Annotated in this window: 23 protein-coding genes; 6 read left to right on the top strand and 17 right to left on the bottom strand. The window is 47.4% G+C overall.

Annotated elements, in window-relative coordinates:
• The first annotated feature begins 30 nt into the window (after window positions 1-30).
• Window positions 31-675 (top strand): response regulator transcription factor, encoded by a 645-nt coding sequence (locus ACN0TF_RS06550; protein WP_417441263.1) that lies wholly within the window; start codon window positions 31-33, stop codon window positions 673-675.
• A gap of 6 nt (window positions 676-681) precedes the next feature.
• On the opposite strand, the gene ACN0TF_RS06555 is transcribed toward ACN0TF_RS06550, so the two are convergent.
• From ACN0TF_RS06555 to ACN0TF_RS06575, 5 genes are read right to left on the bottom strand one after another with little or no spacing between them, the layout of a single operon-like run.
• The gene (locus ACN0TF_RS06555; RefSeq protein WP_417441431.1) at window positions 682-1,440 is read right to left on the bottom strand and encodes a CsgG/HfaB family protein; all 759 of its coding nucleotides are present in this window, start codon (window positions 1,438-1,440) and stop codon (window positions 682-684) included.
• 12 nt (window positions 1,441-1,452) lie between these two features.
• Complete coding sequence (locus ACN0TF_RS06560) at window positions 1,453-1,836, bottom strand: curli assembly protein CsgF (protein WP_110012969.1); 384 nt, start codon at window positions 1,834-1,836, stop codon at window positions 1,453-1,455.
• A gap of 11 nt (window positions 1,837-1,847) precedes the next feature.
• The gene (locus ACN0TF_RS06565) at window positions 1,848-2,225 is read right to left on the bottom strand and encodes a curli production assembly/transport protein CsgE (protein ID WP_110012970.1); all 378 of its coding nucleotides are present in this window, start codon (window positions 2,223-2,225) and stop codon (window positions 1,848-1,850) included.
• 52 nt (window positions 2,226-2,277) lie between these two features.
• Window positions 2,278-3,765, bottom strand: coding sequence for a hypothetical protein (locus ACN0TF_RS06570; RefSeq protein ID WP_110012971.1), 1,488 nt, complete (start codon window positions 3,763-3,765; stop codon window positions 2,278-2,280).
• Window positions 3,766-3,789: 24 nt separating this feature from the next.
• On the bottom strand, window positions 3,790-4,203 hold the full coding sequence (locus ACN0TF_RS06575) for a curlin subunit CsgB (RefSeq protein WP_110012972.1): 414 nt from the start codon (window positions 4,201-4,203) through the stop codon (window positions 3,790-3,792).
• Window positions 4,204-4,520: 317 nt separating this feature from the next.
• Between ACN0TF_RS06575 and ACN0TF_RS06580 the strand changes: the two genes are divergently transcribed.
• Window positions 4,521-7,055 (top strand): S8 family serine peptidase, encoded by a 2,535-nt coding sequence (locus tag ACN0TF_RS06580; protein WP_417441264.1) that lies wholly within the window; start codon window positions 4,521-4,523, stop codon window positions 7,053-7,055.
• Window positions 7,056-7,140: 85 nt separating this feature from the next.
• Here the strand turns inward: ACN0TF_RS06580 and ACN0TF_RS06585 are convergent, their stop codons facing one another.
• Both ACN0TF_RS06585 and ACN0TF_RS06590 read right to left on the bottom strand, forming a co-directional pair.
• Complete coding sequence (locus ACN0TF_RS06585) at window positions 7,141-8,991, bottom strand: S8 family peptidase (protein ID WP_417441265.1); 1,851 nt, start codon at window positions 8,989-8,991, stop codon at window positions 7,141-7,143.
• A 287-nt stretch (window positions 8,992-9,278) separates the two neighbouring features.
• A complete protein-coding gene (locus ACN0TF_RS06590; RefSeq protein WP_417441266.1) occupies window positions 9,279-10,289 on the bottom strand; it encodes an isopenicillin N synthase family dioxygenase in 1,011 nt (336 codons plus the stop codon).
• A gap of 202 nt (window positions 10,290-10,491) precedes the next feature.
• Between ACN0TF_RS06590 and ACN0TF_RS06595 the strand changes: the two genes are divergently transcribed.
• Together ACN0TF_RS06595 and ACN0TF_RS06600 are read left to right on the top strand one after the other, a co-directional pair.
• Entirely contained in the window at window positions 10,492-11,208 is a 717-nt protein-coding gene (locus ACN0TF_RS06595) for a YebC/PmpR family DNA-binding transcriptional regulator (protein WP_417441267.1), read from the top strand.
• 73 nt (window positions 11,209-11,281) lie between these two features.
• On the top strand, window positions 11,282-11,980 hold the full coding sequence (locus ACN0TF_RS06600; RefSeq protein WP_034819027.1) for an OmpW/AlkL family protein: 699 nt from the start codon (window positions 11,282-11,284) through the stop codon (window positions 11,978-11,980).
• Window positions 11,981-12,015: 35 nt separating this feature from the next.
• Here ACN0TF_RS06600 and ACN0TF_RS06605 read toward each other — a convergent pair whose 3' ends face one another.
• From ACN0TF_RS06605 to ACN0TF_RS06640, 8 genes are all read right to left on the bottom strand, one after another.
• Window positions 12,016-12,537: a response regulator transcription factor gene (locus tag ACN0TF_RS06605; protein ID WP_417441268.1), complete on the bottom strand. Its 522-nt coding sequence runs from the start codon at window positions 12,535-12,537 to the stop codon at window positions 12,016-12,018.
• The gene (locus tag ACN0TF_RS06610) at window positions 12,530-13,627 is read right to left on the bottom strand and encodes a sensor histidine kinase (protein WP_417441269.1); all 1,098 of its coding nucleotides are present in this window, start codon (window positions 13,625-13,627) and stop codon (window positions 12,530-12,532) included. Before ACN0TF_RS06610 ends, ACN0TF_RS06605 begins: the two co-directional genes overlap by 8 nt.
• A 5-nt stretch (window positions 13,628-13,632) precedes the next feature.
• A complete protein-coding gene (locus ACN0TF_RS06615) occupies window positions 13,633-15,651 on the bottom strand; it encodes a TonB-dependent copper receptor (RefSeq protein ID WP_417441270.1) in 2,019 nt (672 codons plus the stop codon).
• Window positions 15,652-15,747: 96 nt separating this feature from the next.
• Entirely contained in the window at window positions 15,748-16,059 is a 312-nt protein-coding gene (locus ACN0TF_RS06620) for an ArsR/SmtB family transcription factor (RefSeq protein ID WP_417441271.1), read from the bottom strand.
• 7 nt (window positions 16,060-16,066) lie between these two features.
• Complete coding sequence (locus ACN0TF_RS06625; RefSeq protein ID WP_153849448.1) at window positions 16,067-16,285, bottom strand: DUF2892 domain-containing protein; 219 nt, start codon at window positions 16,283-16,285, stop codon at window positions 16,067-16,069.
• Window positions 16,286-16,308: 23 nt separating this feature from the next.
• Window positions 16,309-17,514, bottom strand: coding sequence for a hypothetical protein (locus ACN0TF_RS06630; protein ID WP_417441272.1), 1,206 nt, complete (start codon window positions 17,512-17,514; stop codon window positions 16,309-16,311).
• Window positions 17,515-17,516: 2 nt separating this feature from the next.
• A complete protein-coding gene (locus ACN0TF_RS06635) occupies window positions 17,517-18,317 on the bottom strand; it encodes an outer membrane lipoprotein-sorting protein (protein WP_417441273.1) in 801 nt (266 codons plus the stop codon).
• Window positions 18,314-20,830, bottom strand: coding sequence for an efflux RND transporter permease subunit (locus ACN0TF_RS06640; protein ID WP_417441274.1), 2,517 nt, complete (start codon window positions 20,828-20,830; stop codon window positions 18,314-18,316). The genes ACN0TF_RS06635 and ACN0TF_RS06640 overlap by 4 nt, the downstream gene beginning before the upstream one ends.
• A 97-nt stretch (window positions 20,831-20,927) precedes the next feature.
• On the opposite strand from ACN0TF_RS06640, the gene deoD reads away from it, so the two are divergent.
• Window positions 20,928-21,638, top strand: a complete 711-nt coding sequence (gene deoD / locus ACN0TF_RS06645) for a purine-nucleoside phosphorylase (protein WP_417441275.1) — start codon at window positions 20,928-20,930, stop codon at window positions 21,636-21,638.
• 118 nt (window positions 21,639-21,756) lie between these two features.
• On the top strand, window positions 21,757-24,192 hold the full coding sequence (locus tag ACN0TF_RS06650) for a bacteriohemerythrin (protein ID WP_417441276.1): 2,436 nt from the start codon (window positions 21,757-21,759) through the stop codon (window positions 24,190-24,192).
• Window positions 24,193-24,325: 133 nt separating this feature from the next.
• Here ACN0TF_RS06650 and ACN0TF_RS06655 read toward each other — a convergent pair whose 3' ends face one another.
• Together ACN0TF_RS06655 and ACN0TF_RS06660 are read right to left on the bottom strand one after the other, a co-directional pair.
• Entirely contained in the window at window positions 24,326-25,498 is a 1,173-nt protein-coding gene (locus tag ACN0TF_RS06655; protein ID WP_417441277.1) for an acyl-CoA dehydrogenase, read from the bottom strand.
• Window positions 25,499-25,518: 20 nt separating this feature from the next.
• Complete coding sequence (locus ACN0TF_RS06660; protein ID WP_235598903.1) at window positions 25,519-26,208, bottom strand: helix-turn-helix domain-containing protein; 690 nt, start codon at window positions 26,206-26,208, stop codon at window positions 25,519-25,521.
• Between the last annotated feature and the right edge of the window lies 1 nt (window position 26,209).

Raw genomic sequence — 26,209 nt, forward strand, 5'->3', positions numbered from 1 at the left:
AAAATAAGTTTTTAGGTTTAGGGGGCTGTTATGGGGCGTTACACTCGGTTAGCGTTAATTGAACACCAAAAACGTACGCAGAACTTAGGGTTGCTTGCAGAATCCTTAGAAATGTCAGTCGTCCATCGTGCACTTTCTGAACTTGTTGATCATTCGCCAGAGCCCGAAACCATGGTGGCTTATTCTCTAGGGTCGGAGCAGTTATCTCGTTCTCACATTACCAATGAAATTGCTGCATTAACCAAAACCTATCCGTTATTTTTAGTTAATGCGAGAAAAGACGATGTTCGTCCTATTCAGGCCCTGAACCTTGGTGCTCGCGGTATCATCTATGAAAACGATCATTTAGACCGCGTACTGACTGCAATAAAAGTGATAAGCCAGGGGGAGCTCTATTATCCGCGTTCATTGCTTTCGGATAAAATTGAAGAAATGATGCTGCGCCGGCAAGCGGATGATTCTTTTACTACCGTGTCTCAAATTAGCTCCCTTACGCCACAAGAGTTAAAAATTATAGAGTTGGTTGCTACCGGAGCCCGCAATAAAGAAATTGCTGAGCACTTAAATATCAGTGCTCATACCGTGAAGACACACTTGTCTTCCATTTTTCGAAAGACCGGTGCGCGTAACCGGGTCGAACTACTAAAGTGGTCCAGTTACGCGACATCCGTTTAACGCTGATTAACTATCTGCACGCCAATACCCCATATCCAGGCCTTTTTCTATTAACTCTACCAGCGCCTTCTCCATTGCTTGTTTTACCGACAATTGAACCGGTTCGTTGGTTGAGTAGCCGCCTTCGAATTCGGCTAGCCGGTTGAGAGATACGTAGCGAAACAGGCCTGCCCGTAGTTCTTGAGAGAACACTTTTTTATTTGCTGATACCGAAACCAGCACCTGCCCACTATAAACGTCTACCGCTCGCAAATAGACGGATACCTGATCTTCCCGGTAGAGTTCAGATGCACCAATACCAAAATATTCTGCGCCGATACCTCCGGTACTAACATTGGTGTCGTAGCTTATAATACCGCCCTCCAGCAGCAGCCTGGCCTCACTTAACGGAGGAAGCTCTTTATTTTTGCTGGAGTTATGTATCTTTCGCTCGGTTAACAAATTTTGCAGGTTTTCACGCTCCATAGGTAAGAACCAGCCTGATTCCAGTAACATTTGAGTGAGCATAGAGGTTGCTCCCTGAGTCACTGCGGTAGAGAAACTGGAAACATTAGCCTGTGGTTTATACTGCCCCGTTTGATCCCTAAAGGAATAAACCGATACCGGAATACGGGTTTGAGGTAATGGGCTTTGCTTTAAAGTCGTCATTGTCGAGCTGGGAGCGTCAATTTCAGCGGGCTGTACATTGATGTCCGTTGGCTTGGGCATTAACGCACAGCCACTCATAATAAGTGAAGCTAGAATGAGGAAAAGTTTACGCATGATAATTCTCCTCAACTATATTGAAGGCATGGTGATAACAGTCTGTTCACCACTGCCGTTATGAGTGATGTAGACAACAACGCTACCGTCTGGCTGACCAACTACTTCAACCGTGTATTCACCTGTGTCATACAGGCCTTCAACAATTTCGCCATCTGCAATGCGACGGGTAAGTGAATTGATGATATTACGCTCTAACGCTTCACGAAAACGATCAACAAAAGAGCGGTCGGCGTCAGGTGCTGAATGGGCATTCTGACTTTGTGCTTTTTGTAATAAAAAACTCCCGTTCATTGGGTTTCCACCAAAGCTCGGGTTGATAGGTTGATAGACAATTTCAGTTGCTGCGGCATTCACTGCCACAAGCAAACAACTAATGAAGAGCCAACGTAATTTCATAATCTGCGCCTTTAAAAATTATTATCTTGTGGCGTATCAAATACAGAGTCCGCTTTTACTCGCGCGACTTCGTTAATACTGATCAAAATGGCTTTCTCGGCCATTTTCTTGACATCGTTTTGTCGTCTTCCGAAGTAAGTTTCGAAAACCTTTGTCTGCTCCATCTCTACCCATAAATAGGTGCCAGCCTGCGGATAGACTTGCTCGTGAATAACAACGGTAATGCCGTTAGTTGAAGGAATGTCACGCCAATAGCTGGTGTAGTAGAAGAAGAAGTCTTTACCGAAACGCGAAATGGTTCGGTCCAGCACCATGCCGCCAAGCTCTATTTCGTCGGCTTGACTAACCGGAGTAAACAGCAGAACGAGTAGAATGAGTTTCTTTAGCATAAGGACTAAGAAAGCGGCTGCACCAAAATGACGCAGCCGCTAATCTTACTTCTTAGTATTGAACAACAGTAGCGACGTTATAGTCGCCCTGCTGATATACGCTCATAGTGTTGCCGTCACTGGCCTGACCGCCAGTAACAACGTTGTAGTCACCTACTTGCTGAATATCAACACTACCGCCGCTACCGCCAACAATGAATGAACCTTCATCGCCAGCTATAACGTTGCTATTACCTTCCTGATAGAAGCTGATAAGGTTCTCATCGCCGCCAATAATGGTATCGATTAAGTTAATATCACCTTGCTGTTCGGAATCTAACGTGTTGCCTGAGGTTGTGCCTGCATCGTAAGAGTAAGCAAGAGTGACGTTGCCATCACCAACCTGGTTAGACATGACATCGTTGTCGTCACCAACAAACACAACTTCGGCTGTGTTTGCATCACCGCGCTGACGGCTCTGAATGTCGTTAGAAACGCCCTGGACAGCCACTGCGTTAAAGTTATCATCGCCACGGCTGCTGACCATGATGTCGTTTTGCTCACCGTAAGATTCACCGACGGCAGTGTTGTTATCGCCAGCCTGCTCAAGCTCAACATTATGCATGTCGCCTTCGGTTGCAAATACTGCGTAGTTATTGTCTCCGCGTTGGTACGCATCAATTAAGTTGTCGTTACCAATCATGCCATTCGCGGCTTCAACAACGTTTGAGCTACCTTGCTGCTGAACGACAATAAAGTTAGCTTCGCCTTGAATAGGCTGAATCAGGAATTCGTTTGCTGAACCGTCCTGAAATACATCGACAAAGTTTTCGTTGCCCTGTAAGTCTTCGGCAATGAAAATGTTAGATGAACCATATTGCTGAGCATAAACTTCGTTGTCATCGCCGTCTGCACCCACAACACCTGCAACGTTACCGTCACCTTCTTGTGATGCTTCAAAGGTATTGCGGTCGCCCGACGCATTGAAATAGCCTGACTCATTCAGTGAGCCAGACTGTTCACTTAAGAATAGGTTGTCACTGCCCGAAATCTGGAAGTTGCTCCAGTTGGAGTCGCCTGACTGATAAATTTCTGCTGCATTATAGTCACCACTGAGGTCGATGGTTGCCTCGTTTGCATCACCGGACTGATCAGCAATTGCTGTGTTACCGTCGCCCTGCAGGAAGATATTGGCAGAGTTCAAACTGCCTTCCTGATAAGCTGATAACCAGTTATCGTCACCAACGACATCGGCATTAAAAATGTTCCACAATCCAGACTGCTCGCCTTCGACCAAGTTGAAATCACCGGTTACGTAAGCATAAGCTTCCTGCCATTGGTCAAACTGCAGCAGTGATGTAACGTTATCGTCACCGTACTGGTCGGCATATGCCCAGTGTAAAACACCGGCTTGTTCGACATAAACTTCGTTACCAATTTCAGCGGCGCCAGCCGATTCCTGGTTGATGACGGCAATATGATTTTCGGCAACCGCGCTACCTGCAAAGGCAATGCCTATAGCAAGAGCGATAGCACTTTTCTTTATGAGTATTTTAGACATGATTGTTCTCCGTAATTGTTGTAATCAAAACTGCGTGATGGACATTTCAGCGGCAGAGCCTGATTGTTGGATAGTGATAGCGTTGTCGTTACCCAGCTGTTGTAGCTGAACAAGGTTGCTATTCCCCAACTGCAGGATGGTTGCTGAATTACCGCGTCCTGATTGTTCTGCAGTGACAGAATTATTGAACCCTTGCTGTTCCAGACTCAGAGTGTTCTCAAAGCCTGACTGAACCAAATACGCGTAATTTTGCTCGCCCGACTGGATAACTGAAGTGAGGTTATAAGATCCGAGTTGAGCAATTTCCGCATGGTTTGCAAGGGCCTGCCGCTCCAGTAACCCTGCTAGCGCAACAGGAATGTCTTTTGCCACTGCCACTCCGGGGAGTGAGACAAAAAGCAAAACCAGTGCTGCTAAAAGTTGTTTTTTGTAAGTCAAAGCGGAACACCTTTTGTTAATAATTCCGCTAACAAGAATAGGTGGTTCAGAGAGCTGAACAATCGTATGAAAGGGGTATTTTATGTGACTTATTGATGATGTTTTTGAATTGAAATATCTTTAATTTTCATTGCTTTGAATTTTTCCAGTCGCTTCCCTGCACCAAACGTCCTAGTCCTTTATTCGTATTTATGATCAGATTTCGTAAAGCTATATCTTTCGAGATATATTTACGTCAAAAATATGCTAGTTATTTTCTAGTGCTTAAGTTTTAGGCACGACGATAATTCATAAAACAACAAGACAGAGGAAGCAAAATGGCTAATATTAAAAAGTTAGTCGTTGGTATTTCTATGGCGTTAGTCGCGGGTTCAGCTGTAGCGGCAACCGATAAGAAAGCTGATGATGATTCACTGCTGGTGATGTTTAAGCAGTCAGTGACGAAAGAGCAACGGCAAGACTTAATCAAAAATGCGGGCGGCAGTTTACGCGCACTCGATGACAGTGGTCGTGATATAGCAATGCGTCATATTGCTGATGGCCGAATTGCTAAAGTTAACGTACGCAATGCAAAACAGCGTGATGCGTTAATCAAGCGTCTGTCTCAGCACCCGCTGGTTGAGGTTGCTGAGCCTAACTACGTTATTAGTATTAACGATTCAAAAGATCCCAAGTTTAATATACTTGCTACCCCGGATGATCCGGGTTTCGGTGATATGTGGGCGTTGGAAAACACCGGTCAGAGTGGCGGTACGCCGGGTGCGGATATTGATGCGCGACCAGCCTGGGATGTTACAACCGGTGACAGTAATATTGTTATAGGTGTGATTGATAGTGGTGTTGACTACACTCACCCGGATTTAGCTGGAAATATGTGGGTTAACCCCGGTGAAATCTGCGACAACGGGGAAGATGATGATGGCAATGGTGTTGTCGATGATTGCTATGGTTACTCGGCTATAACATCCAGCGGTGATCCAATGGATGAAAACGGCCACGGCACGCATGTTGCCGGAACCATTGGTGCAACATCAAACAATGGTGTGGGCGTTACCGGGGTTAACTGGGATGTGCAAATTATCGGTTGTCAGTTCCTCGATGCAGATGGCTATGGTAGTACAGCTGGCGCTATCGAGTGTATTGATTATATGGCCAATTTAAAGGCGAACCATGGTGTAAATTTGGTTGCGACTAATAACTCCTGGGGTGGCGGTGCTTATTCAGAGTCTTTGAGAACAGCCATCAGCGACAGTATTGATCAGGGTATTATGTTTGTTTCAGCGGCAGGGAACGATGGTATCGATGCCGATGTTACGCCAAGCTACCCGGGTGGGTATGATCTTGACGGGATTGTGAATGTTGCCAATACAACGCGTACCGACAGTATGTCCGGAACGTCAACCTATGGTCTGGAATCTGTTGATTTAGGTGCTCCGGGTACTGAAATTCTGTCAACTTACTTAAACGATGGCTATGCAACGGCAAGCGGAACATCAATGTCCAGCCCACATGTTGCTGGTGTTGCCGCATTAGTCTGGTCAATTGATCCAAGCCTGACAATTGCTGAAGTAAAGCAAATTCTTATGGATTCAGGCGAGAGTATTCCGGCATTATCGGGTAAAACTGCTTCAGGAAAGCGTCTGAACGCATTAAGTGCTTTAGAAGCTGCCGATCCAGATCCGACTTACCTGTTAACTTTGTCTCCGGGTCGACAGGAAATTGTCGCGGGTGACAACGCCTCCTTTACTCTTGATGTTGACAGCATTGCAGATTGGTCAGGCACTGTTGATTTAAGTGTTTCCGCGGAACCTGAACTGGATGTTTCGCTGTCTTCAAGCCAGGCCGGCGAAGGCGACAGCGTCGATGTGTTGGTAAGCACTACCGATGAAACGCAATGGGGCGAATACAGCATTACGGTTAGCAGCTCTGATGTTGAGACGGGTGAAATTACCCGTGAAGCGAGCTCGGTTGTGTATGTTCTGCCGCAAGGTTTGTCTGACTTCTATTATGAAGATACGGCGAATACCGACATTCCGGATAATGACAGTGAGGGTATTTCGCGAGTCATTAACGTACCTGAAACGGGTGTTGTTTTTGGTGCGGATGTGAGTGTTGATATTACTCATACCTGGCAAGGCGACTTGATTGTCAGCTTAACCTCGCCTGAAGGTACTGAGCATGTATTGCACGACCGTGCTGGTGGTAGTACTGAAGATTTAGTGCGCAACTGGTCTGTTGATACCTTTAATGGTGAAGATATGACTGGAGACTGGACGTTGACCGTTTCAGATAATGCTGGCGCTGATACAGGAACATTAAATCACTGGTCATTAACGTTAACGGCGGTGGAAGAAGACGATGGCTTACCGGATGCTCCGGTTGCCGGCTTCGAAGCCAGTGTTGATGATTTAACCGTAACCTTTACCAATACTTCGTCAGACAGTGATGGCGATATTGCCAGCTACTTATGGGAGTTCGGGGACGGTAATACATCGACTGAAGCTAATCCGGTTTATGCATACTCTGAAGCCGGAATTTACGACGTAACATTAACGGTTACAGATGAAACTGAGTTGTCGGATAGCGTAACGCAGTCGGTTAATGTCAGTATAACGGACATCGAACTGAGCGTTTATCGTGCGACTCATTTGCGTAACGATACAACCTTAGTTGATTTACGTTGGAGCGGAGCTGCCGGAGATGTGGATCTTTATCGTGACGGTGAGTTTATCGAAACCCTGGATAATTCAGGTCGATACCGCGATCGCTTTAAGTCAGATGGCAGTGACGTAGTTTATGAACTGTGTGAAACCGGAACTGAAGCTTGCCAGTCAGCTACAGCCAACTTCTAATGCTGAGTTGGGCTAAGCCGAAGTTTTAACGTATAAAGGGCACCAATTGGTGCCCTTTTTTTGCGCAATTATGCGTAGTGGCTAATTAAGGTTCATAGCGCGCTTCAAGATCGACGCCTGAGTAAGCGCTGTAGGCAAAGACACCAATGTGCCAGCGACCTTCCTGAGGGTTATCGATAGTGCAGACTTCTTCGTTTCCTGCATTATAAGGACGGCAGTCCCAGTCTGACTGAGTCGGTTCGCTGCCCTGACGCAGGTAAAGATCCGCATCGCCGCTTCCACCAGTGATGGTTACTGTCAATGTGGACATGCCAGCCGGAACGTCGAGATAGAAGCGGCTCCACTCATTAGTTGACGCCGATAAGTCATCAACAGTGCCACCACCGCCAGATGAGCCGTCGTCGCCACCATCATCGCCTCCATTGTCACCGCCGTTTCCGCTGCCGGAAGCCAGTGCTACTGCTGCAGCGGCATCAACGATACCAGTACCACAACCGTTGCAACTACCCGGGAAAGAACGGGCTGAATCGCGCAGAATCTGCTCGATATCATCTGGTGTTGCTGAAGGATCAGCTGCTTTAATTAAAGCGGCCGCACCGGCTACGTGAGGTGCTGCCATTGACGTACCCTGGCTGTAGCCGTAGCTATCAGAGCCTGGCGTTGAAGTACCTGTGTTGTAAGTAGACAGCACACCGTTAGGATCGTTAGCGCTTTGCATTGCACCACCTGGCGCTGCAACGTCAACATTCGAACCATAGTTTGAATAGTAAGCGCGATCGCCATTGCGGTCAGTAGACGCTACGTTAACAACGCCGTTACAGTTACCCGGGTTGTAGTTGGTTGAGTTGTCGTCACTGTTACCAGAAGCCACGACTACTGTAGCTCCGTTGTTGCGAGCTGTGTTGATTGCGTTTTGCGTGGTGGTGGAGCAGGTGCCGCTGCCACCCAGGCTCATGTTTAAGACATCGGCTGGGTTAGCGTTAGGGCTTGTTCCCGGAACAGAACCTCCTGAGGCCCAGACAATACCGTCGGCAATATCGGCTGTGGTTCCGCCACAGCGACCAAGAACACGTACGGGTACAATTTTAGCGCCATAGGCAACGCCGGCGACACCGCTGGAGTTATTTGTTTCAGCGGCAATGGTTCCGGCAACGTGAGTGCCATGCCAGCTCGAGTCTTGATCCTGAGCCGGGTAGCCATTACCACATGCTCCGGCACTGACCCAGTCGCCCGGATCTTGTGCGTCGCTGTCACGGCCGTCGCCGTCATTAGCGATAAAGCTATCTGAAATCATGTCATAACCGGGTAAAATATTACCGGCCAGATCAGAGTGTGGGCGATAACCGGTATCGAGTACGGCTACAACGACGCCGCTGCCGTCGACTGAGTCCCACGCTGTTGGAACATTCAGCCCACCAACGCTTTCATAATAATGCCACTGGTCGTCATAGTTAGGGTCGTTTGGTGTGGCAAAGTGACGGAGGATTTTATTTTCCTCTACGAATTCAACGTCGCTATCTGCTTTAAGTGACTGAAGGTATTCTTTCGTTTCTTCGGGGCTCAGTCGGCCTTGTGCTTTTACTACGAAATGTTGTTGCAGAGCCATTGAACGCTCAAAGGCGACACTTTTGCCGGTGCGCTTAGAAAGCACCGATGTAAAACCACGCATCTGTTGGGCGACAGCCGCAGCATTTGATGAAGGGTGTTCTGACGACTGTTGTTGCATTTGTTGCACAACTTGAGAGCCATCCTTGAGCTTGACGATAAAGCTGGTTGCTGGTCCATTTGACCGCTCTTTCAGTGATGGCTTTGCGCCATTGTTGCCGTTATCAGATCCGTTCTGCGATAAGGTTTCAGCTGCTACGCTGGTGCCAGCTAACAAGCCTGACAGTGCGATAGCAATTAACGTCTTATGCTGTTTATTTTTTGTCATCATAAGATTCTCTTTGTTGTTTTTCTGTGAATTTAAAATTAGTGATAAACAGCATCACTAGATACGTAACGTTATGTTACATAAGTAGATTCTGTAGAGAATGCTTGAGAAGTAAACCTTGCCAACAGTGTGGAAATATAATTAATGCTATAATATTTGAGGGGTTGTTACCCCCATGTTAACGTCTTGAAAGTCAGCGCTCACGCAAGTTGACGTCATTTTTAAAAATCACGAGTGATTTACACAACTTTACTTATATCGTTTTGTTATATTTTTATAGTAAAAATTAATTAACAGGAGCTGCATTTTTCTTCTGGCGCGTAAAAACGCGCTGATACGTCCGGGTGGGAGCGCTTTCTGCCTTTCATCACGTTTTCGCCAACGTTATGCAGCAAAGGGTTGCCCGGATCGCTGGTTGGCCCCTTAGCGTGTTTTGCTAAATGAGAAGGGAGTTTTAACACAGGAACCGAAGCATTCAGCTGAGCAGCCATGAAAAATGCCGATGAATAACGGGTAACCCCCGCTTTAGGGCTGGTAACACGATGGTTCGTCGCTTTTAAATAACCATTAGAAGCCAGCTCCAGTAATTCGCCAATGTTCACCACAAAGGCACCGGGACGCGGAGCCACCTTGTACCATTGTTGCTCGTACTCCACTTCCAGCCCGCTGTTTTCGTCTTGCAGAACTAAGGTGAGGTAGCCCGGGTCCTTATGTGCACCAACACCCTGACCAGAGGCTTCTGGGCTGCCGGGGTATTTAATAAGCTTAGTATGACGGTAAGGACCGTTACTGATGGTTTCAGCCAACGCGTCAGCCGGTTGCTCGAGACTCTCGCATAACGCCTCTAAAAGCTGCAGAGACACTTCGGTTAGCTTGTCCTGCCAGGACAACAACTGGGTTTTCATGGCAGGCAATTGCCGTGGCCACTGGTTGGGTCCTATGAGTTTTTGCCACTCATGGCGTATAGCGGACGCAGCCTGAGCAGGCAGTTCGTCCATGATATCAAATTGTTCACGACGATCCCGCCGGCCTGCCGTTAACTCGGAATAGTTTGCTGAGTAGCCACGAAAATGCGGTGAATGAATCATCTGCACCTGTTTCTTTTCTGCATCACTGAGCGCAAAAAAGGTTTTAGCGGTATCCAGTACCTTAACCTGTTCTGCCAGTGAAATACCGTGGTCTTCCAGGTAGAAGAAGCCAACATCACGCGCAGCTCTACCAAGGTCAGCAATGAATTGCTGGCGGTCAGAGGCACTGAGATAAAGTTTTCGCATGGATAATACTGGTATCGGGCTTTGCATAATTGACTCAACAGTTTGTTTCTGCCGCTGAGTTTACGTTGCCATGTAGCATTAACTGAAGAATCAAAATCTTCTATGGTAGACAGCTTGGCTATATCAATAATCTGCAATTAAGCCGGTACTTATTTCTGCTAGTACTCGACCAGTAACAGCTGCCTGTGTAGAATCTTTGGGTCTTTAATTAAACAGTGAGAAATTCAGAATGGGTCGCGCCTATCAAAACCGAAAAGAGTCTATGGCTAAAACGGCGAATGCAAAGAGTAAAGTTTATAGCCGTTATGGCCGTGAAATTTATGTTTGCGCCAAGCAGGGTGGTACCGACCCGGACGGTAATCTGGCGTTACGCGGCATGATAGACCGGGCCAAAAAAGACCAGGTTCCTGCTCACGTTATCGAAAAAGCGATAGACAAAGCACAAGGCGGAGCAGGAGAAGATTTTTCTCCGGCGCGTTACGAAGGTTATGGGCCCAGCAACTGTATGGTCATTGTCGAATGCTTAACCGATAACCCAAACCGCACCTTCGGCGATGTCCGTAACTGCTTTACCAAAAGTAAATCAAAAATTGGCGCTCAGGGCAGCGTTGCGCATTCATTTGACCACTGTGCGATTTTTGCCTTCCGGCATGACAGTGAAGACGAAGTGCTGGAAGCCATGATGGAAGCTGATGTTGATGTTACCGACGTTGAATTCGAAGATGGTCTGGTTACTGTATTTGCGCCAAATACCGAGTACGCGGCAGCCCGTCAGGCCTTAACTAACGCGTTTCCTGATATCGATTTTGAAGCCGACGAAATTCAGTTTTTACCTCAGGTAACGACCAGCATAGCTGAGGATGATTTACCAATGTTTGAACGTTTGATGGATATGCTGAACGATTTGGATGATGTTCAAAACATTTACCATAATGCCGAACACTAGGTTGATACAGATCAACTCGGTTATTCAGTAAACCTTATAAACTTCAGGGGTCTTCATTAACAAGGAGTTCCCCATGAAGCTTAAAGCATTATCGTGCGGTGTATTGTTAGGCTTGCTAAGCACTTCTGCATTAGCAAACGATTTTTCCATCAATGTTGGTGCCATCTCTGTCATGCCTGATGACAGCAGTAGTCACTTGAACGTTGTTGAGTCAGTAGCTGGTTTACCAGAGAACAGTACTGGCGCTGGTGTAAACACGAATACTCAGTTAGGTTTAACTTTTGATTATAAGTTAACTGAAAACTGGACGCTTGAACTGGTTGCAGCAACACCGTTCAGCCATGATATTACCGCAACAGGCTCGCTGGCGGGGCTGAAAATAGGTAAAACCAAGCACTTGCCACCAACCTTGCTGGCGCAATATCATTTCGATATCGACAGTGAAATGTTTAAACCTTTCGTCGGTATTGGTGTTAACTACACAGCTTTCTTTGATGAGCAAGTCGACCCACAGTTGCGCTCAACGTTAGGCGATCTGGGCGTTGTTACCGACAATGACGATGTCTCTTTAGCCCTGAAAAACAGCTGGGGCTATGCTCTGCAAGCTGGTGTAAATGTCGATCTGAGTGAAAACTGGGGTCTTCATTTCATGGTCAGCCGCATGGATATCGATACCACAGGTGATGTTCGTGTGAACGGTAATACCATTGAAAGTGTTGATGTTGATATCGACCCTTACGTTGCTATGGCCGGTGTTCGCTATAACTTCTAAAGCCTTTGCGCCGCTCGCCCCCGGGCGGCGCATTTTTAATGTGGCGAGCGTTTCGACAATTTGCGCTGTAACGTACGCCGATGCATCCCCAGCTCTCTTGCTGTCTTAGAAACATTTCCCTGATTATCGGTAAGCACTCTTTGAATATGCTCCCACTCTATTTGGGTTGGCGTTAAACGGTTTATGGAAGCGTCTTCTAACTCCAGTTTTTCATTAGTAAAACGGCGTAGTAATTCATTGGTACCCACAGGTTTTGTTAAGTAGTCGGTTGCGCCGCGCTTCATTGCTTCTACGGTTGTTGCAATACTGGCGTATCCGGTTAACACCACCAAGTGCTTGGGGGAGTAGCGTTCTTTAAGTGGCTGAATAAGTGCCAACCCATTGTCGTCGCCCAGCATCATATCCAGCAGAATACCGTCAAAATGACCTTCTAGCGCTAGTGCCTGATAACCCGAATGTGCCATTTGCACCAAAACACCATGATGTTCGAGACGCCTCTGCAAAATGCCGCAGAAACCCTCATCGTCATCAATAATAAGCAGCCGGAACTCACTCATAGGCGGTTACCGGCAAGATAATTAAGGTGAGTGTGCCCTCGGGAGTGGATTGCCAGCTCACTTGACCGCCAAGCCGTTCAAGCGTGGCGTGGCTGATAACCGCGCCAATACCCATACCATTTTCACTCAAGGTCATTGATTTGCCTATTTTTCGTTGTTGCGACTGGCTTAATCCATCACCATTATCGAGAATGTGGATGGTGAGCTGAGGGGGCGCATCAACTAACGTCAGGCTGAGTTGCACGGACACGGCCAGCTGGTGACTGCGCTCGCCAGCGCTAATAGCATTAATAACCAGGTTGGCGATAGCCGGAAACAGGGTTCGGTCGGCGTTAATAATGGTGCCTTTCAAACGCTCAGGGCATTGCCAGTTGACCTGAGCATCGGGTCGGGCAATTCGCAGAAGTTGGCGTAACTGAGTAATAATTTCCCCAACAGTGTAATTGTGTTGGCGTCTGGTGCGCACGTCCTCAGCAGCATCCCGCCATTGTTCAAGGCTTGCTTCAACTTTGCCCAGGTGTTCACTAAACTCTTGTTTTAGTGACAGCTCAATATCGCATTCCTGAAGTTCTTCGTTGAGTAACCGTAACGACTGCACAGGAGTGGCAACGTCATGAGTTAACTGAGCTGCGGCTGCACCTATCGTCAGAAGCTGTTCGTCACGCAGCTGGCGCTCACGCGCATTCTGCAACGCTTTTTCAGACTGAAACCATTGCCGCTTCAGGTAGTACATTGATAAAGCAATAATAGCCGCCGCAATCACAAAACCACTGACCATACCCATGGCGTGTTTCAACATCTCGTCGCTTAAGGCATGGGCGGTGTGACTTTGTTGTCCGGGCAAAACGGAAGGTAAACCTATTTGCGCAACTTGCCCCAGAATGCTTGTCAGCACAACAATCAAAGCAAAAGTTGATGGTAACAATAAAAACGCGATGACAATAAAAATCAGTAATAACGAGGTGAATGGGTTACTGATACCACCATTAAAGGCAACCCAGAGGTTGCCCAGTGCTATGTCCAGACATAAAGCTAAGCACAATGGCCAGGCTTTATGAGTAATAAATTTATAGGTCAGTAATGTCAGCATCGGGCTTAAAAGTGGTAGTTAGTCTGCAGCCAGACAGTACGGCCCGGCTCATTAACTTTGTCAATTTGCTGGTATCCGGAAATGCTGGCGGCGGAGCGACTCAAGTGCTCTGCATAGGTTTTATCCAGTATATTATCGACTCCTAAACTTAGCTGCCACTTTGGATCAATTTTCCAGTCGATATTTGCCGATAAAACACCATAACCCGGGCTGTTACCGATATCGTAGCCAATGACATTGCCCTGATTCACTGCTGTGCGCTCTTGTTTATCCACCAGGCGCCAGAGCAAAGAGTAAGTCAGTGCGTTGTGGCGGTAATCAGTGGCAATACGCAGTTCATCAGCAGGTTGCTGCGGCAGATAGTTATCATCGGTTTTATTACTTCCGCGGGTTATGGCCAGTGCTGATGACACAGACCAGGCTTGGGTCAACTGGTAACTTAAGGTTGTTTCCCCGCCCCAGGTTCGGGCATCAATATTACGGACGGTATCGGGTTGCATCATCATGCCTTTCTGCAAAAGAATAAAGTCATCGACCCGACTGTAGAAAATGGACGCGTCCAGTTGCCATTTGTCGGCGTTAATATCCAGACCGATATCCCATTGCTGGTTGGTCTCCGCGTTGGTATAAAAGGCCGATGCTGACGTTGGTGACTGGCGGTTGTTACCAATGGCCTCCCAGTAGTCCGGGAACCGCTCTGCCTGACCCCAGCCCGCATACCAGTAACCATTTTTAAGCTGTTTTTCTATACGAAGAAATCCGCTATGAAGGTTCTCACTGCGTGTTTCATTCGCCGTGGGGTTGGATTGGGCAGGAACTGACATTGGCGCAATGGTGGTGCGCTTGTCCGTCATTTTCCAGTGATCGAGCCGGTAACCGCTGACTAACTGCCACTCCTGGTCGATAGCATGGCGGTATTCGGCATAAATGCCATCTTGCTCAATAAAGGCATCATCAACCCGGCTAAGGCTTTCAAATGGTTGGTTCAACTGATCTTTGCTGGAACGGTTACGGTGAGCCGATTCATTATGTTCAAGCCCAGTTTTGAGTTGCCCGGAAGGGTTTAACTGCCATTCGGTAGCAAGTTTAAAACCACGGGAATATCTATCCGGATTACTTGACGTTGGGTTGGGCATCATCATCGACGGGGTAAACTCGCGCAACGAATAGTTGTCCATAACGTGGTCAATGGTATTGAAGTAGGTATTAACAGAAAGCTCTTCGAGCGAGCGGCTGTCAGGTTGCCATTGGTAATTCAGCGCGACGCTTTCACGGTCAAAGAGCACCCCATCCATACTGCGGTCGGCGTAGGCTGCTTCGCCATCGCTGACGCCAAGTTTGAGTATCAGACGATGCTGCCGTGACGGTGTCCAGGCCAGGTCCACATCCCCACTCCAACGCTCATACTGGCTGTTAATGCTATTACCCGAGCCATCTTCGTAGTCATCGGCGGTTGCGGCAGATGCGTTCACGCGTACATAGCCTGGTTGCGCTCCCCAGGTTAAATCAGCGGTGGTATTCAGGCGGCCGTACTGCGCTGTGGTGGCGTTCAAGTAACCGGAAAACTCGGGCACTTCAAAGAATTTTTCTTCGCGCTCAAAATGGATAGATGCCGCTGAACCGGCGAACAATACGGTTTGTGGACCCTTAACAATCGTCACGCTGTCATAACTTTGCGGGGTTATGTACGCCGTTGGCGGGTCCATGCGGCTGCTGCAACCACCCTGTAGCATTTGTCCGTCGTTGACTATGGTCAGTCTGCCAGCTCCCATTCCCCGGAATAATGGGTCAGCAGAGGCTCCGCCTTTGCGAGTTGCACTGAATCCCGCAAGGCTTTTTAAAAAATCACCGGCATCGTGAGCAGGCAGCGGTTGTCTTGGTTGTTTCGAGTCGACCACCCATTCACTGGGCGACTGCATCGATTCGCCAATAATGACAATTCTTTCCTGAATATCGCTGGTTTCGTTAGCGTAACTGAGAATTGGCAAGAGTAAGCAAGTTGCCAGAGGATAAATAGACTTCATATGACATTGTCCTTTAATAAGGTAATGTCGCTATTATTCTCTATTTTTTAGGTGGTTAGGATGCGACAAAAGGTAGCATCCCTTTAGGAGTACCACTTAAAGCGAAGGGCAGAATTTATCTTTCAGTAACTTCATAAAAGCTTCGGTGTCCGGGTCTTTTATGGAGTAGTACACGGTTTGCGATTCTTTACGAATGCTGACCAATTGCTGCTGACGCAATACCGCAAGATGTTGTGAAAAAGCTGACGGGCTTAAGTCAAAAAACTGATGAAGCTGACCCACACTTTGTTCACCTAAAGCCAATCGGCATAAAATTTGTAAACGGTGGGGGTTACCTAAAGAGCGCAGAAAGCTCGCCGCATTCTGCGCTTCTTCCTGAAGCATCTCTTGTGATTCAGTTGCACTCATGGTGTCGTTATTTTCCTGATTTTTCTAACTCACGCTCTGTTTTTAATCCTAACGCTTTTTTCATAAAAATGCCTGCCGGACAAAAACCCGTGAAAGATTGTTGAAATAGATTGGCGCCAATAAATACGGTCAGCCATACCCAGTTGGGGTGAACCCAATAAGTCAAAGCTACCGATAACAATACCATAAAGCCTGCAAATGCGGTTATAGCTCTTTCTACACTCATTATCGAACTCCTTAGTTTTTCTATTAAAACGCATACCGCATACGCAGATACGCGTTGTTGTTTTCGGTGAACTGGCCAAAAAAGGTCTCTGGACGTTCGCGGAAAAATAGGTTGAAGCTGCCGCTTAATGACCAGTTATCGTCAATGCGGTAGTCAAAAGTCGGCCGTAAATAGCCGTCGCTTTGATTCGGTGATACAAAAGCAAACAACGACAGATTCAGATCATCACGCTCGTCGCGCCAGGTTAGACGGGTGGTGAATACGGTGCGCGTTTGTGTGGCACCTTTCTCCAGGTAAGCCTGAAAACCGCCGGTAAAGCGCGTCCATAATTCTTGCTCGTAGCCAACCAGTGCGCGCCAATGGTCTTCTGCGTCATGACGGTTGTAATTAGCGACTTCGGTATTCACCAGTCCTGGTCCCAGAGGCATCCTAACGGAGGCGCCAACCACAGTTAAGCGGCCGAAGGTGGGTTGGAAGTTGTCAGTCACTGCCTCCGGGCTTTTGGTAAAGCCGTCGTAACCATAGACGGCGTATTCCACACCTTCGTGATTACGGAACAAGCGCAAAGCGTACTCATCGCGCGTGGGCTCAACAAACTGAATGGACGGATCGTCGCCTGTCAGCTGCTGGGTTAGCGGATTAAAATAAGAAATGCGTTCACCGCGAATGTAATTGTCGGGGTCAAACTCAGGAGACCAGACAAAGTCGAGATTGAACCAGTCGAAGTAGCTGGTGATACGCAGTGCGTCAGATGGCGCCTTCAAGTATTCCTGGTCACGTCCGACAAAGAAGGACTGCCAGTCTTTAGGGAACAGATCGTTAAGGAATAAGTAGTCGCCAGTGCCCCAGGTGAGTACCTGACGGCCAATTTTTATATCGGTGTTATCGAAAACCGTAAACTGAGCATTAAGTTCGCGAATTTGACCGTGCCAGGTTTCATCAAAGCCGTCGTACCAGCCGTCGGCTTTTGCTGTCCAGGCAATATCTTGCCAGCGTTCGTCAAAACCCAACTGTAGTCGAGGCTCAGCAATAGACAGACGCTTGTGATAGGGGGAGGATTCAAATCGTCCGCCTATTGCCGCCTCAACATAACCATAGACATCAATACCCTGGTCTTGTTCCGTTCCCCAGTCACTTTCCCATTCGTCATCCCCCCAGGAGTCCTGTGCCGATGCGGCCTGAGCCAAAGTGAAAAGAACAGTAAACGCTAAAATTTTCCGGTATGGCATAATTAGTCTCTCAGTTGTAACCATTCTGCCGGAGGGTTACGTAAGCTGCGCTCACTGAAAATACTGTCCGGTAAGCCAATGTCGTATTGCATAAAGCGGAATTGCATGTCGGTTTTACCGCCATTTTCAAGATCCGATATTCGTGAATGAGTCACAGTTGGGTAGCCTTGAACCGTTTCAATTTCTAGTACTTCCATTTTGCGATAAGCTTCGCCGCTGTCGTTATAGAAGGTGCTTTCTACTGGCAGCATGTGCTCTTTATCAATGACCACTTCGTAGTAGCTAAACTCAACGTTGCCAGGGTCTTTAGGTGTGCCTTTTAACACGTACTTTTCATCATCTTCCGACAGAATTTCATAGCTGTCTAAAGCGGTATTGCGACCGGAAACATCTTCATAGAAGAAGTGTGAACCAACAAAAGATGTACGCTTGTCACCTGCCGATATGCGTTTAACCAGATCCAGATCGGGTAAATAAAGCCAGCGGTCATCGTCGTCGTTTATCTGTTTTACCACGCGAAAGACAGTGTCACGCACGTCGGCAGGTCGTGAGAAGAATATCATCATGTCCTGAATTCCACGGTCTTCCTGGTCTTTGCGCAAAATGGTGAATTGACGCATTTGTTCGCGGTCCTGATTATCGGTGATGATCATCCGCGCTGCGCTGCGGCCGTCATCGCCAGAGTAATAGGCATTTAACTCGGCTTGCTCGACAATTTCACGAGCGCTTTTATCTGCGCCAATAGCCTGACTACTAACGAATAAAACTGCGGCGGATAAAGCGGTTAACAATAGGGTTTTCATGATGGATCTCCACGGAATATCAGGCGGTTAAAGGCAGTCATTACCGCCGGAAGCATAATAAGTGTCACTATGGCTGATATAGCCATAATACTGGCTAAAAACACGCCAACCGTAATGTAGGGCACTAAAGGTGCGAACAGCAGTGGCGTAAAGCCAATGGCAATGACAATGGCATTGCGGGAAATGGCTCGCGCGGGCTCATCAAACATAACTACCAGAGTGTCTTTCCAGTTTCCGGTTTGCTTGAATGTAGCGCGTGTGCGTTCAATGAAGTGAATAGCAAAGTCCACCGACAGCCCAAGCGTCAGCGATGACAGCACGGCAATGGGCATGTCGTAGTCTTTACCGACCCAGCCGATAAGTCCGTAAATAAAGGCAATGGTCAGACTCAGCGGTAACATGGCCAGTACACCGAAGACCACTGAGCGGAACAGCAGCACCATCATAATAAACACCACCACAAAGGCGCTGATTAAGCTGTCGAGCATGCCTTCGACCATGGCTTCCTGCCAAACCACGTTCAGGTAAGCTTTGCCGGCCCAGTCCATTTCAATGTTTGCAGGCAGAGGATTATCCTGAATATAGCTATCAACAGCGTTGACGACCTGGGTTACATGCTGGTTGTCACCGCTGGTCAGCTGCAACCACATTAAGCTGCGTTTGTAGTCCGGCGTAACAAAGTGCCAGAGGTCCTGCGGACGGTGCGATGACTGATACTGCAACAGGGTTTGCGCAACGCCGTTGGCATTGTCCGGCAATTCGTAGTCTTTTTCTTCGCCGGAGCGTAATTCACGGTTAACCGTCTTGACCACGTCGGACAGGCTGTTGGATTTGCCGACTAAACCGGTGGTTTGCAAATACGTTTGCATCTCGCTTATGTAAGCCAGTAATTCGGGACTCTGGAACGCTTTGCTGGCGCTATTCAGCTGTTCTAGCTCTGTCATTAAGCTGTCTAATGGTTCTAATTGGTCGGAACCGACGCTGAAGAGCAGATCATCAATAGCGATAATCCACTGGTTAAAGTCGACTTCTTCTTGCTCAAGAAGGGCACCTAAAGCATCGCGCGATGCTTTTGACAACGCATTGTTACTCAACGCATCCTGCACCGCTGACCGCGCCTTCCCTGTTGTATCTAAGGTGTTCTCAAACACAATGTAAGCGTTGTATGTACCGGCAAAGTGGTCATTCAATACTTCGTCCGCAATGCGCACTTCGTGGTCAGGCTTAAACCAACGCACCGGGTTGTCGTTAATGTTAATTTGCTGAATACCGAACCAGGAAAAAACCAAAACGGCCAGGAAAAAGGCTATCCACAATTTGGCGTGGCGAGCCGCGGTAGCTCCCGTTTTTTGCAGCCAACCTTGTTTATGCTCGTCATGAGTCACTTGAGTAAAGCTTTCCAGCGTTGATGGTTTCAGTGCACAAATATAGGCAGGCACGAAAAGCACCGTAATTAAGAAGGCCAAAAGAATTCCGGAGCCAACGAAAGCGCCGAACACCTGCACCGGTGGAATTGGCGTTAGCATCAGCGAGTAAAAGCCAATAGACGAGGTAATTGAGGTAAATAGCATGGGTGTAAACAAGTGCCCCAGCACGTCTTTTATGGTGTCTTTTGCATTACCTTTTTCACGGTATCGGTCCGAAAACTCGGACATAATGTGCACTGAGTCGACTACCGCAATAGGCATCAGGAAAATAGCGATCATCGACGACATAATGTGTACGGTAAAACCCATGGCAATGAGTGTTCCCATGGTAATGAGCACAGTAGACATCGCGACTATCATCGCTGCGCTTATGAAGCGCACATTGCGGAAGAAGAACCAAAGCAGGGCGAAAATTACCGCAGCTGCTAGCGGCGCTGAAATGCCCATTTGCACAAACATTTCATAACCAAACTGGTCTTCAGCAACGGGTAAACCGGTAATGTGCCAGTCATCACTGGTTTCCAAAGTGGCAATTTTTTCACGCAGTTGCTCCGCCAGAGCATAGCTCTCGTCTTTGCTCTCGATGGGCACATAAATAGCGGCTGCTTTACCATCGCCAGAAACAATGGTGTTGTAAAGCAATGGCAGGTCTTTTACTTGTTTTTGGATGTATTGCGCTTCCGCGTTACTTTCTGGCGGTTGTTTCATCATCCATTCAAAACGAATGGTGCCGGGCTCTTCCTGAGTAATATTATCGACATTCGCCAGTGACATCAGGTCGTCACTGATAACGCCATCCAGGGACTCTGCGTAATTCGATACGGTATGCAGGTCGGTTAAAGTGTTTTGGTTGTAGACGGTGTTCTTATTCACTACGCCAACGACAATCATGTCATGCATAGCGAAGGTTTCCTTTACCTCATTATGGAAAACACGCTGCAGGTTATTGTCCGGCAGCATGTTCTCCGGATCGGTATCAATGGTAATAGAGGGGATGAACGCAGCGGCAGCAATAGTGATCAGCGTCAACGTCCAAAAGACGCTTCTGCGATAGCCTGTTGCTAATTTCATAATAACATCGATCATATTATTTCTTGATAATCTAATTTAGAATAATTCGAAATATAGTCGATTATTTCCGAGTTGTCATCTATCTTGATGAAAAAATAACAAGGCGACTTCTATGACCACACCACACATTTCGGCAAAAGCCGGTGATTTTGCTGAGCTTTGCTTGTTTCCCGGCGACCCGTTAAGGGCAAAACATATTGCTGAAACACACCTGGATAGTGCTGAACTCATAAGCAATACCCGAAATATGCTGGCATTTACCGGGCAATTTCGCGGTACACCGGTGTCGGTGATGGGATCCGGGATGGGGATGCCGTCTTGTGCACTCTACGCACAAGAGTTGTTTCAGCATTTCGGTGTTGAGCGATTAGTGCGGGTAGGCAGTTGCGGCGCCGTATCAGCAAACCTCAATTTGAGTGATCTGGTCGTTGCCCAAGGCGCCTGTACCGACTCGTCAATGAATCAAAAGCTGTTTGGCGGTTACGACTTTGCTGCAATTGCAGATTACAAACTGTTAAGTGAATTCGTTGGTTATTGTCAGAAGAAGAACCAACGTATAGCCGTTGGCAATGTATTTTCTACGGACAGTTTTTACCATCCGGACAAAAAACTGGAGTCGCGGCTGGAAGCCATGAATGTTCTGGCGTTAGATATGGAGGCAGCGGCTCTTTATGCGGTAGCGGCTATTCATAAGAAACAGGCTTTAGCGGTTATGACGGTTTCTGATGAAATAAGAACGGGTAATGGCTTGTCGGCTAATGAAAGACAGACCGCTTTTACTGAAATGACCGAGATGACATTAGAAAGTTTACTGGTTTATTGATCACGATCAAGCAAAAGCCACTTGGCAACCAACAACCCTGTATTATGTGTGACTAATGCCGATGAATGAGCAGAATAAACCGTTTGTGGTTGTAGATTCTGTCTGTAGTGGAGTGGTTATGAAGTGGCTCGATTGGTTAACTCGCCCTGTCCAAAAGTTATTTAATTTACTGAGTTTTAGACGAAAATTTAGCTTGATTGGTTTTTTACTCTTTATTCCGGTTATTGTACTGAGTTCGTTGATGGTTAATGACTCACTGGAAAAAAGTCATCAGGTTGAACAAAAGCATGAAGCCGCTCAATACTGGCCAGAATTAAGAGGGCTTTTAGAGCATATCGCCATGCACCGGGGAATGACTGGGAGTGAAGCTCAAAAACGTGAGTTTTCCAGTGAAATAAACCGTTCAGTACAAGCCATTAATCGTCATTTTAGTGCTCTGGATGATCTTCAAAGTAAACCAGGCCAAAGTCATTTGCTGCCAGAATCATTATTGCTGGAGCTGCGCCGTAAGTGGCAGAGCTTAAGCGGTTCAACGGATACTTTTCATCAGCATACTGAGCTTTTGGGAAAAGTCCAAAGTGCGTTAAAGCTGCTTGGTAAAAACTCCCAACAACTGCTGGAAAATGATTTACCTAGCTTGTTCTTAGCACGTCTTTCTGTTGAAGAACTGCCGGAGTTAGTCGAACAGGGGGGTCGCTTAAGAGGGTTGGGAGCTCAATGGTTAAGCGGAAAAGAAAGTCCCGAATTACAACAGGATGTCACCATTTTAAGCTACGTGCTGGAAAATCAGGTTTCCGACTTTGTGGACGTTGTTGCGAGTTTATCCGAAGAAGTTAACGACCAGGGCTTGTTGATGCAGGCTAAGGCAGCCGAACAGCAGTTAAGGTTATTTAGCGAAACCGCTTCGAGCAAACTAATGGAACGAAATATGTCGGCCAGTGACTTCTTCCGTGAGGGAACAGCCGCGACAGGGGCGTTATTTGCTTTTTACGACAGCGTCATTCCGGCTTATCACTCAAGACTTGAACAACGCCTGACAAAATTAGACACGGTGATTTGGACCAACGCGGCTTTGATTGTCGGTGTGTTGTTATTGCAGTTACTGTTATTTACCAGCTTATATTTGGGAATTTACCGGGCTGTATCTGCCAATATCAAAATGGCCAAACAGCTGGCAAATGGCGACCTAAATAGTTTGAGCTCGACAGAGGGTCATGATGAGCTGTCGAAAATAACTCACTATCTGAACTCGGTTGCTATTGAGACCAGTTACTCAGTGGATGCTATACGTAAGTCGAGCGACGGCATGGACAGGCTGGGTAACGGTAATTATCAGGCAATTAAAGAGCTGGCCGAACGGGCAAGAGCTCAGGCTTCGCAAATGCAAAGCGCGGCTGCGGCAGTCGAGCAAATGACGTCGGCGATCAGTGAGGTGTCAGAGTCAACTCAGAAGGCCGCAACAGAAGCTGATAATACCCTGATCTCCGCCAAAAATGGGCAGCAGGTCGTTCATACCATGGTGGCTGCTATCCAGAGACTTGAGCAAGAAGTTTCGGAATCCCAGCGTGTTATAAAAACCTTATCTGAAGATAGCCAGTCTATCTCGAAAATATTGCTGACTATTAATGACATTGCCGACCAGACCAATTTGCTGGCGCTGAATGCAGCTATTGAAGCCGCCAGAGCCGGTGAGTCGGGTCGGGGCTTTGCGGTTGTTGCTGATGAAGTCAGACAATTAGCACAAAGGGTACAGGCTTCCACTGGTGAAATACAAAGTGTCATCGGTCGGCTGGAGACCAACACGAACAATGCAGTGCAAACCATGGAGCGCAATAAAACCCTGGCGGGCGAAAATGTCGAGCAAGCGAACCGGGCTGCAAGTTCATTATCCGACATTGTCGAAAATGTTGGTGTCATTAACGATTTGAATATTCAGATAGCCTCGACAACGGAAGAGCAGTCTGCTGTAACCATAAACATTCAGGAAAACATTAATTCACTTTCTGAAAGTGCACGAATTGTCGATGAACGCTCGCAAGAAGCGTTAGAAAGCTCAGCTCAATTAACGACTTTAGGCGGCGAAATTAAGTCTCTGGGCGACCGCTATTACATTGAAAAAGACGTTATAGAGCGACGTCTTACAGAGCAGGACGTACTCATTGAATGGTCGCCGAAACTGGATGTCGGTATTGAAGAAATTAACCGTCAGCATCAGCGCTTAATTTACATTGCTAATGAGCTTTACCGGCTGAAGCTGCGTGACGGTGATCAGCATGCGTTGCAGCGCCTGGTGGATTCGTTAATTAACTACACGGCAACGCACTTTAACTACGAAGAATTGTTAATGGAGCGTAATGGCTATCCGGACTTAGAAAACCACAAGCTTAAGCATCGCGACTTAGTGCAGGATGTCATGCGCTTCAAGCACCGGGTTGATGACCATGAAGATGTGATTGATGAGTTACTGGAGTTCGTAAAAGCCTGGCTCATGAACCACATTATGAAAAGCGATATGGCTTATAAAGGGCATCTCAACAGCAAAGGTATTCACTAGGGAATTTATAGCCCCAGGCTAATAACCGGGGCTTCTTCACTTTCCTGTCGCTGGGTAAAGTCATCTTTATCGGAAAGGTTTCTTCAGTCAGCTGCCACCAGGCTTCGCCGGGCGAGCATGGTAAGCCTCGCTACTAGAATGCAGGAATGTCGGTTTGTGAACGACCCAGAATTAACGCATGAATATCGTGTGTACCTTCGTAGGTATTCACCGCTTCTAAATTCATCACATGGCGAATCACGTGGTATTCATCGGCAATACCGTTACCACCATGCATGTCACGAGCCTGGCGGGCAATATCCAGCGCCTTACCACAGCTATTACGTTTAATCAGCGAAATAGCTACTGGACTCAGCGTGCCGTTATCGAGCTCGCGTCCGGCTTGTAGGCAACCTAATAAACCCAGGCTGATTTCAGTCTGCATGTCTGCCAGTTTTTTCTGTATCAGCTGGTTTGCTGCCAGCGGTCGACCAAATTGACTGCGTTCTAACGTATATTGTCGTGCTGCGTGCCAGCAGAACTCTGCTGCGCCAAGCGAGCCCCAGGCAATGCCGTAGCGCGCTTTATTCAAACAACTAAAGGGGCCTTTTAAACCTTTAACTTCCGGGAAAATGTGGTCTTCGGACACTTCAACGCCATCCATCACAATTTCGCCGGTGATAGAAGCACGTAATGAGAATTTACCGTCAATTTTGGGCGCACTCAGGCCTTTCATGCCTTTTTCCAGCACAAAACCGCGAATTTCGCCGTCGAGTTTCGCCCAGACCACGAATACATCGGCAATAGGCGAGTTGGTTATCCACATTTTAGAGCCAGACAGCACATAACCGTTGTCAGTGCGCTTGGCGGTAGTGTGCATACTGGCCGGGTCAGAGCCGGAATCGGGTTCGGTTAGACCAAAGCAACCAACCCATTCACCGCTGGCTAGTTTAGGTAAGTATTTCTTGCGCTGTGCTTCGGTGCCAAAGGTATAAATCGGGTGCATTACCAAAGAGGATTGCACACTCATTGCACTGCGGTAACCGCTGTCGACACGCTCAATTTCGCGCGCAATAAGGCCATAGCTGACGTGGTTAACACCGCTACCGCCGTATTCTTCCGGTAATGTAGCGCCTAGTAGCCCCATCTCACCCAACTCGTTCATAATTTGGCGATCAAAGTTCTCATTACGGTTGGCCTCCAGTACGCGAGGCATCAACTTTTCCTGAGCGTACTGATGAGCGCTTTCCTGAATCATTTTTTCTTCTTCTGACAACGTGCTTTGCCAGTTGAGCGGATCAGACCAATTAAAACCAGCGGATGACATCTAACCTCCTGAAAAAAGTACTAAGCGACTCGGCTTTCCAGAGCCGTAAAGTCATTAATAGTGAGAATGGACTGCTCGGTGTTAATCAGCTGCTGTTCTTTCAGTGCGGTGAAAATACGGCTGACAGTTTCAACGGCTAAGCCCAGATAATTGGCAATATCCGTGCGTGTCATTGGCAATCGGTACTCACTACGGGACAATCCATGTTGATGCATGTGCGTGCTTATTGAAAGTAAAAAGGCCACAACTTTCTGTTCAGCACTGGTATTAACAACGTTTAAGTAATGTTTGCTGCAATTTGCTAAACGTCGGCTCATAAGCTGCAGAAGGTTACTTTCAACTTTAGGAAGTTCCTGGGCAAATAATTTGCTCAGTCTAATTTCACACAGCATAGAGGTTTCCATGGTCTCGCAATATGTAGCTGCTGAACCGCTGGCTAAGCTCTCAAGACCGACAATGTCGCCAACCATATGAAAGCTGGTAATTTGCTGCTTACCATTGCTATCAATGGTGTAGCACTTCACCGAGCCGCTTTTTATTGCGAAAACTGAATTGAGTTTTTGCCCTTCACTAAAAACAACATTACGCTTGTTAAAAAGGTGCGGTTCGCGGCTGCATTTATCAAGAATTTCGACATCGGTTGGCACTAAACCGGCGGGTACGCAAATTGATTGCATGCTGCATTGGCTACATTGAATTGGGGTACGCATA

Source organism: Idiomarina sp. (genome assembly GCF_048265525.1).
In the GTDB taxonomy this organism is placed as follows: Bacteria; Pseudomonadota; Gammaproteobacteria; order Enterobacterales; family Alteromonadaceae; genus Idiomarina.

What these genes read in the sequence shown, in the direction of transcription:
- ACN0TF_RS06565 (WP_110012970.1), bottom strand. Translation starts at nt 2,225, where the DNA reads ATGCTAAAGAAACTCATTCTACTCGTTCTGCTGTTTACTCCGGTTAGT.
- deoD (WP_417441275.1), top strand. Translation starts at nt 20,928, where the DNA reads ATGACCACACCACACATTTCGGCAAAAGCCGGTGATTTTGCTGAGCTT.
- ACN0TF_RS06600 (WP_034819027.1), top strand. Translation starts at nt 11,282, where the DNA reads ATGAAGCTTAAAGCATTATCGTGCGGTGTATTGTTAGGCTTGCTAAGC.
- ACN0TF_RS06655 (WP_417441277.1), bottom strand. Translation starts at nt 25,498, where the DNA reads ATGTCATCCGCTGGTTTTAATTGGTCTGATCCGCTCAACTGGCAAAGC.
- ACN0TF_RS06660 (WP_235598903.1), bottom strand. Translation starts at nt 26,208, where the DNA reads ATGCGTACCCCAATTCAATGTAGCCAATGCAGCATGCAATCAATTTGC.
- ACN0TF_RS06560 (WP_110012969.1), bottom strand. Translation starts at nt 1,836, where the DNA reads ATGAAATTACGTTGGCTCTTCATTAGTTGTTTGCTTGTGGCAGTGAAT.
- ACN0TF_RS06630 (WP_417441272.1), bottom strand. Translation starts at nt 17,514, where the DNA reads ATGCCATACCGGAAAATTTTAGCGTTTACTGTTCTTTTCACTTTGGCT.
- ACN0TF_RS06625 (WP_153849448.1), bottom strand. Translation starts at nt 16,285, where the DNA reads ATGAGTGTAGAAAGAGCTATAACCGCATTTGCAGGCTTTATGGTATTG.
- ACN0TF_RS06605 (WP_417441268.1), bottom strand. Translation starts at nt 12,537, where the DNA reads ATGAGTGAGTTCCGGCTGCTTATTATTGATGACGATGAGGGTTTCTGC.
- ACN0TF_RS06585 (WP_417441265.1), bottom strand. Translation starts at nt 8,991, where the DNA reads ATGATGACAAAAAATAAACAGCATAAGACGTTAATTGCTATCGCACTG.
- ACN0TF_RS06620 (WP_417441271.1), bottom strand. Translation starts at nt 16,059, where the DNA reads ATGAGTGCAACTGAATCACAAGAGATGCTTCAGGAAGAAGCGCAGAAT.
- ACN0TF_RS06615 (WP_417441270.1), bottom strand. Translation starts at nt 15,651, where the DNA reads ATGAAGTCTATTTATCCTCTGGCAACTTGCTTACTCTTGCCAATTCTC.
- ACN0TF_RS06590 (WP_417441266.1), bottom strand. Translation starts at nt 10,289, where the DNA reads ATGCAAAGCCCGATACCAGTATTATCCATGCGAAAACTTTATCTCAGT.
- ACN0TF_RS06595 (WP_417441267.1), top strand. Translation starts at nt 10,492, where the DNA reads ATGGGTCGCGCCTATCAAAACCGAAAAGAGTCTATGGCTAAAACGGCG.
- ACN0TF_RS06610 (WP_417441269.1), bottom strand. Translation starts at nt 13,627, where the DNA reads ATGCTGACATTACTGACCTATAAATTTATTACTCATAAAGCCTGGCCA.
- ACN0TF_RS06580 (WP_417441264.1), top strand. Translation starts at nt 4,521, where the DNA reads ATGGCTAATATTAAAAAGTTAGTCGTTGGTATTTCTATGGCGTTAGTC.
- ACN0TF_RS06570 (WP_110012971.1), bottom strand. Translation starts at nt 3,765, where the DNA reads ATGTCTAAAATACTCATAAAGAAAAGTGCTATCGCTCTTGCTATAGGC.
- ACN0TF_RS06635 (WP_417441273.1), bottom strand. Translation starts at nt 18,317, where the DNA reads ATGAAAACCCTATTGTTAACCGCTTTATCCGCCGCAGTTTTATTCGTT.
- ACN0TF_RS06640 (WP_417441274.1), bottom strand. Translation starts at nt 20,830, where the DNA reads ATGATCGATGTTATTATGAAATTAGCAACAGGCTATCGCAGAAGCGTC.
- ACN0TF_RS06550 (WP_417441263.1), top strand. Translation starts at nt 31, where the DNA reads ATGGGGCGTTACACTCGGTTAGCGTTAATTGAACACCAAAAACGTACG.
- ACN0TF_RS06650 (WP_417441276.1), top strand. Translation starts at nt 21,757, where the DNA reads ATGAAGTGGCTCGATTGGTTAACTCGCCCTGTCCAAAAGTTATTTAAT.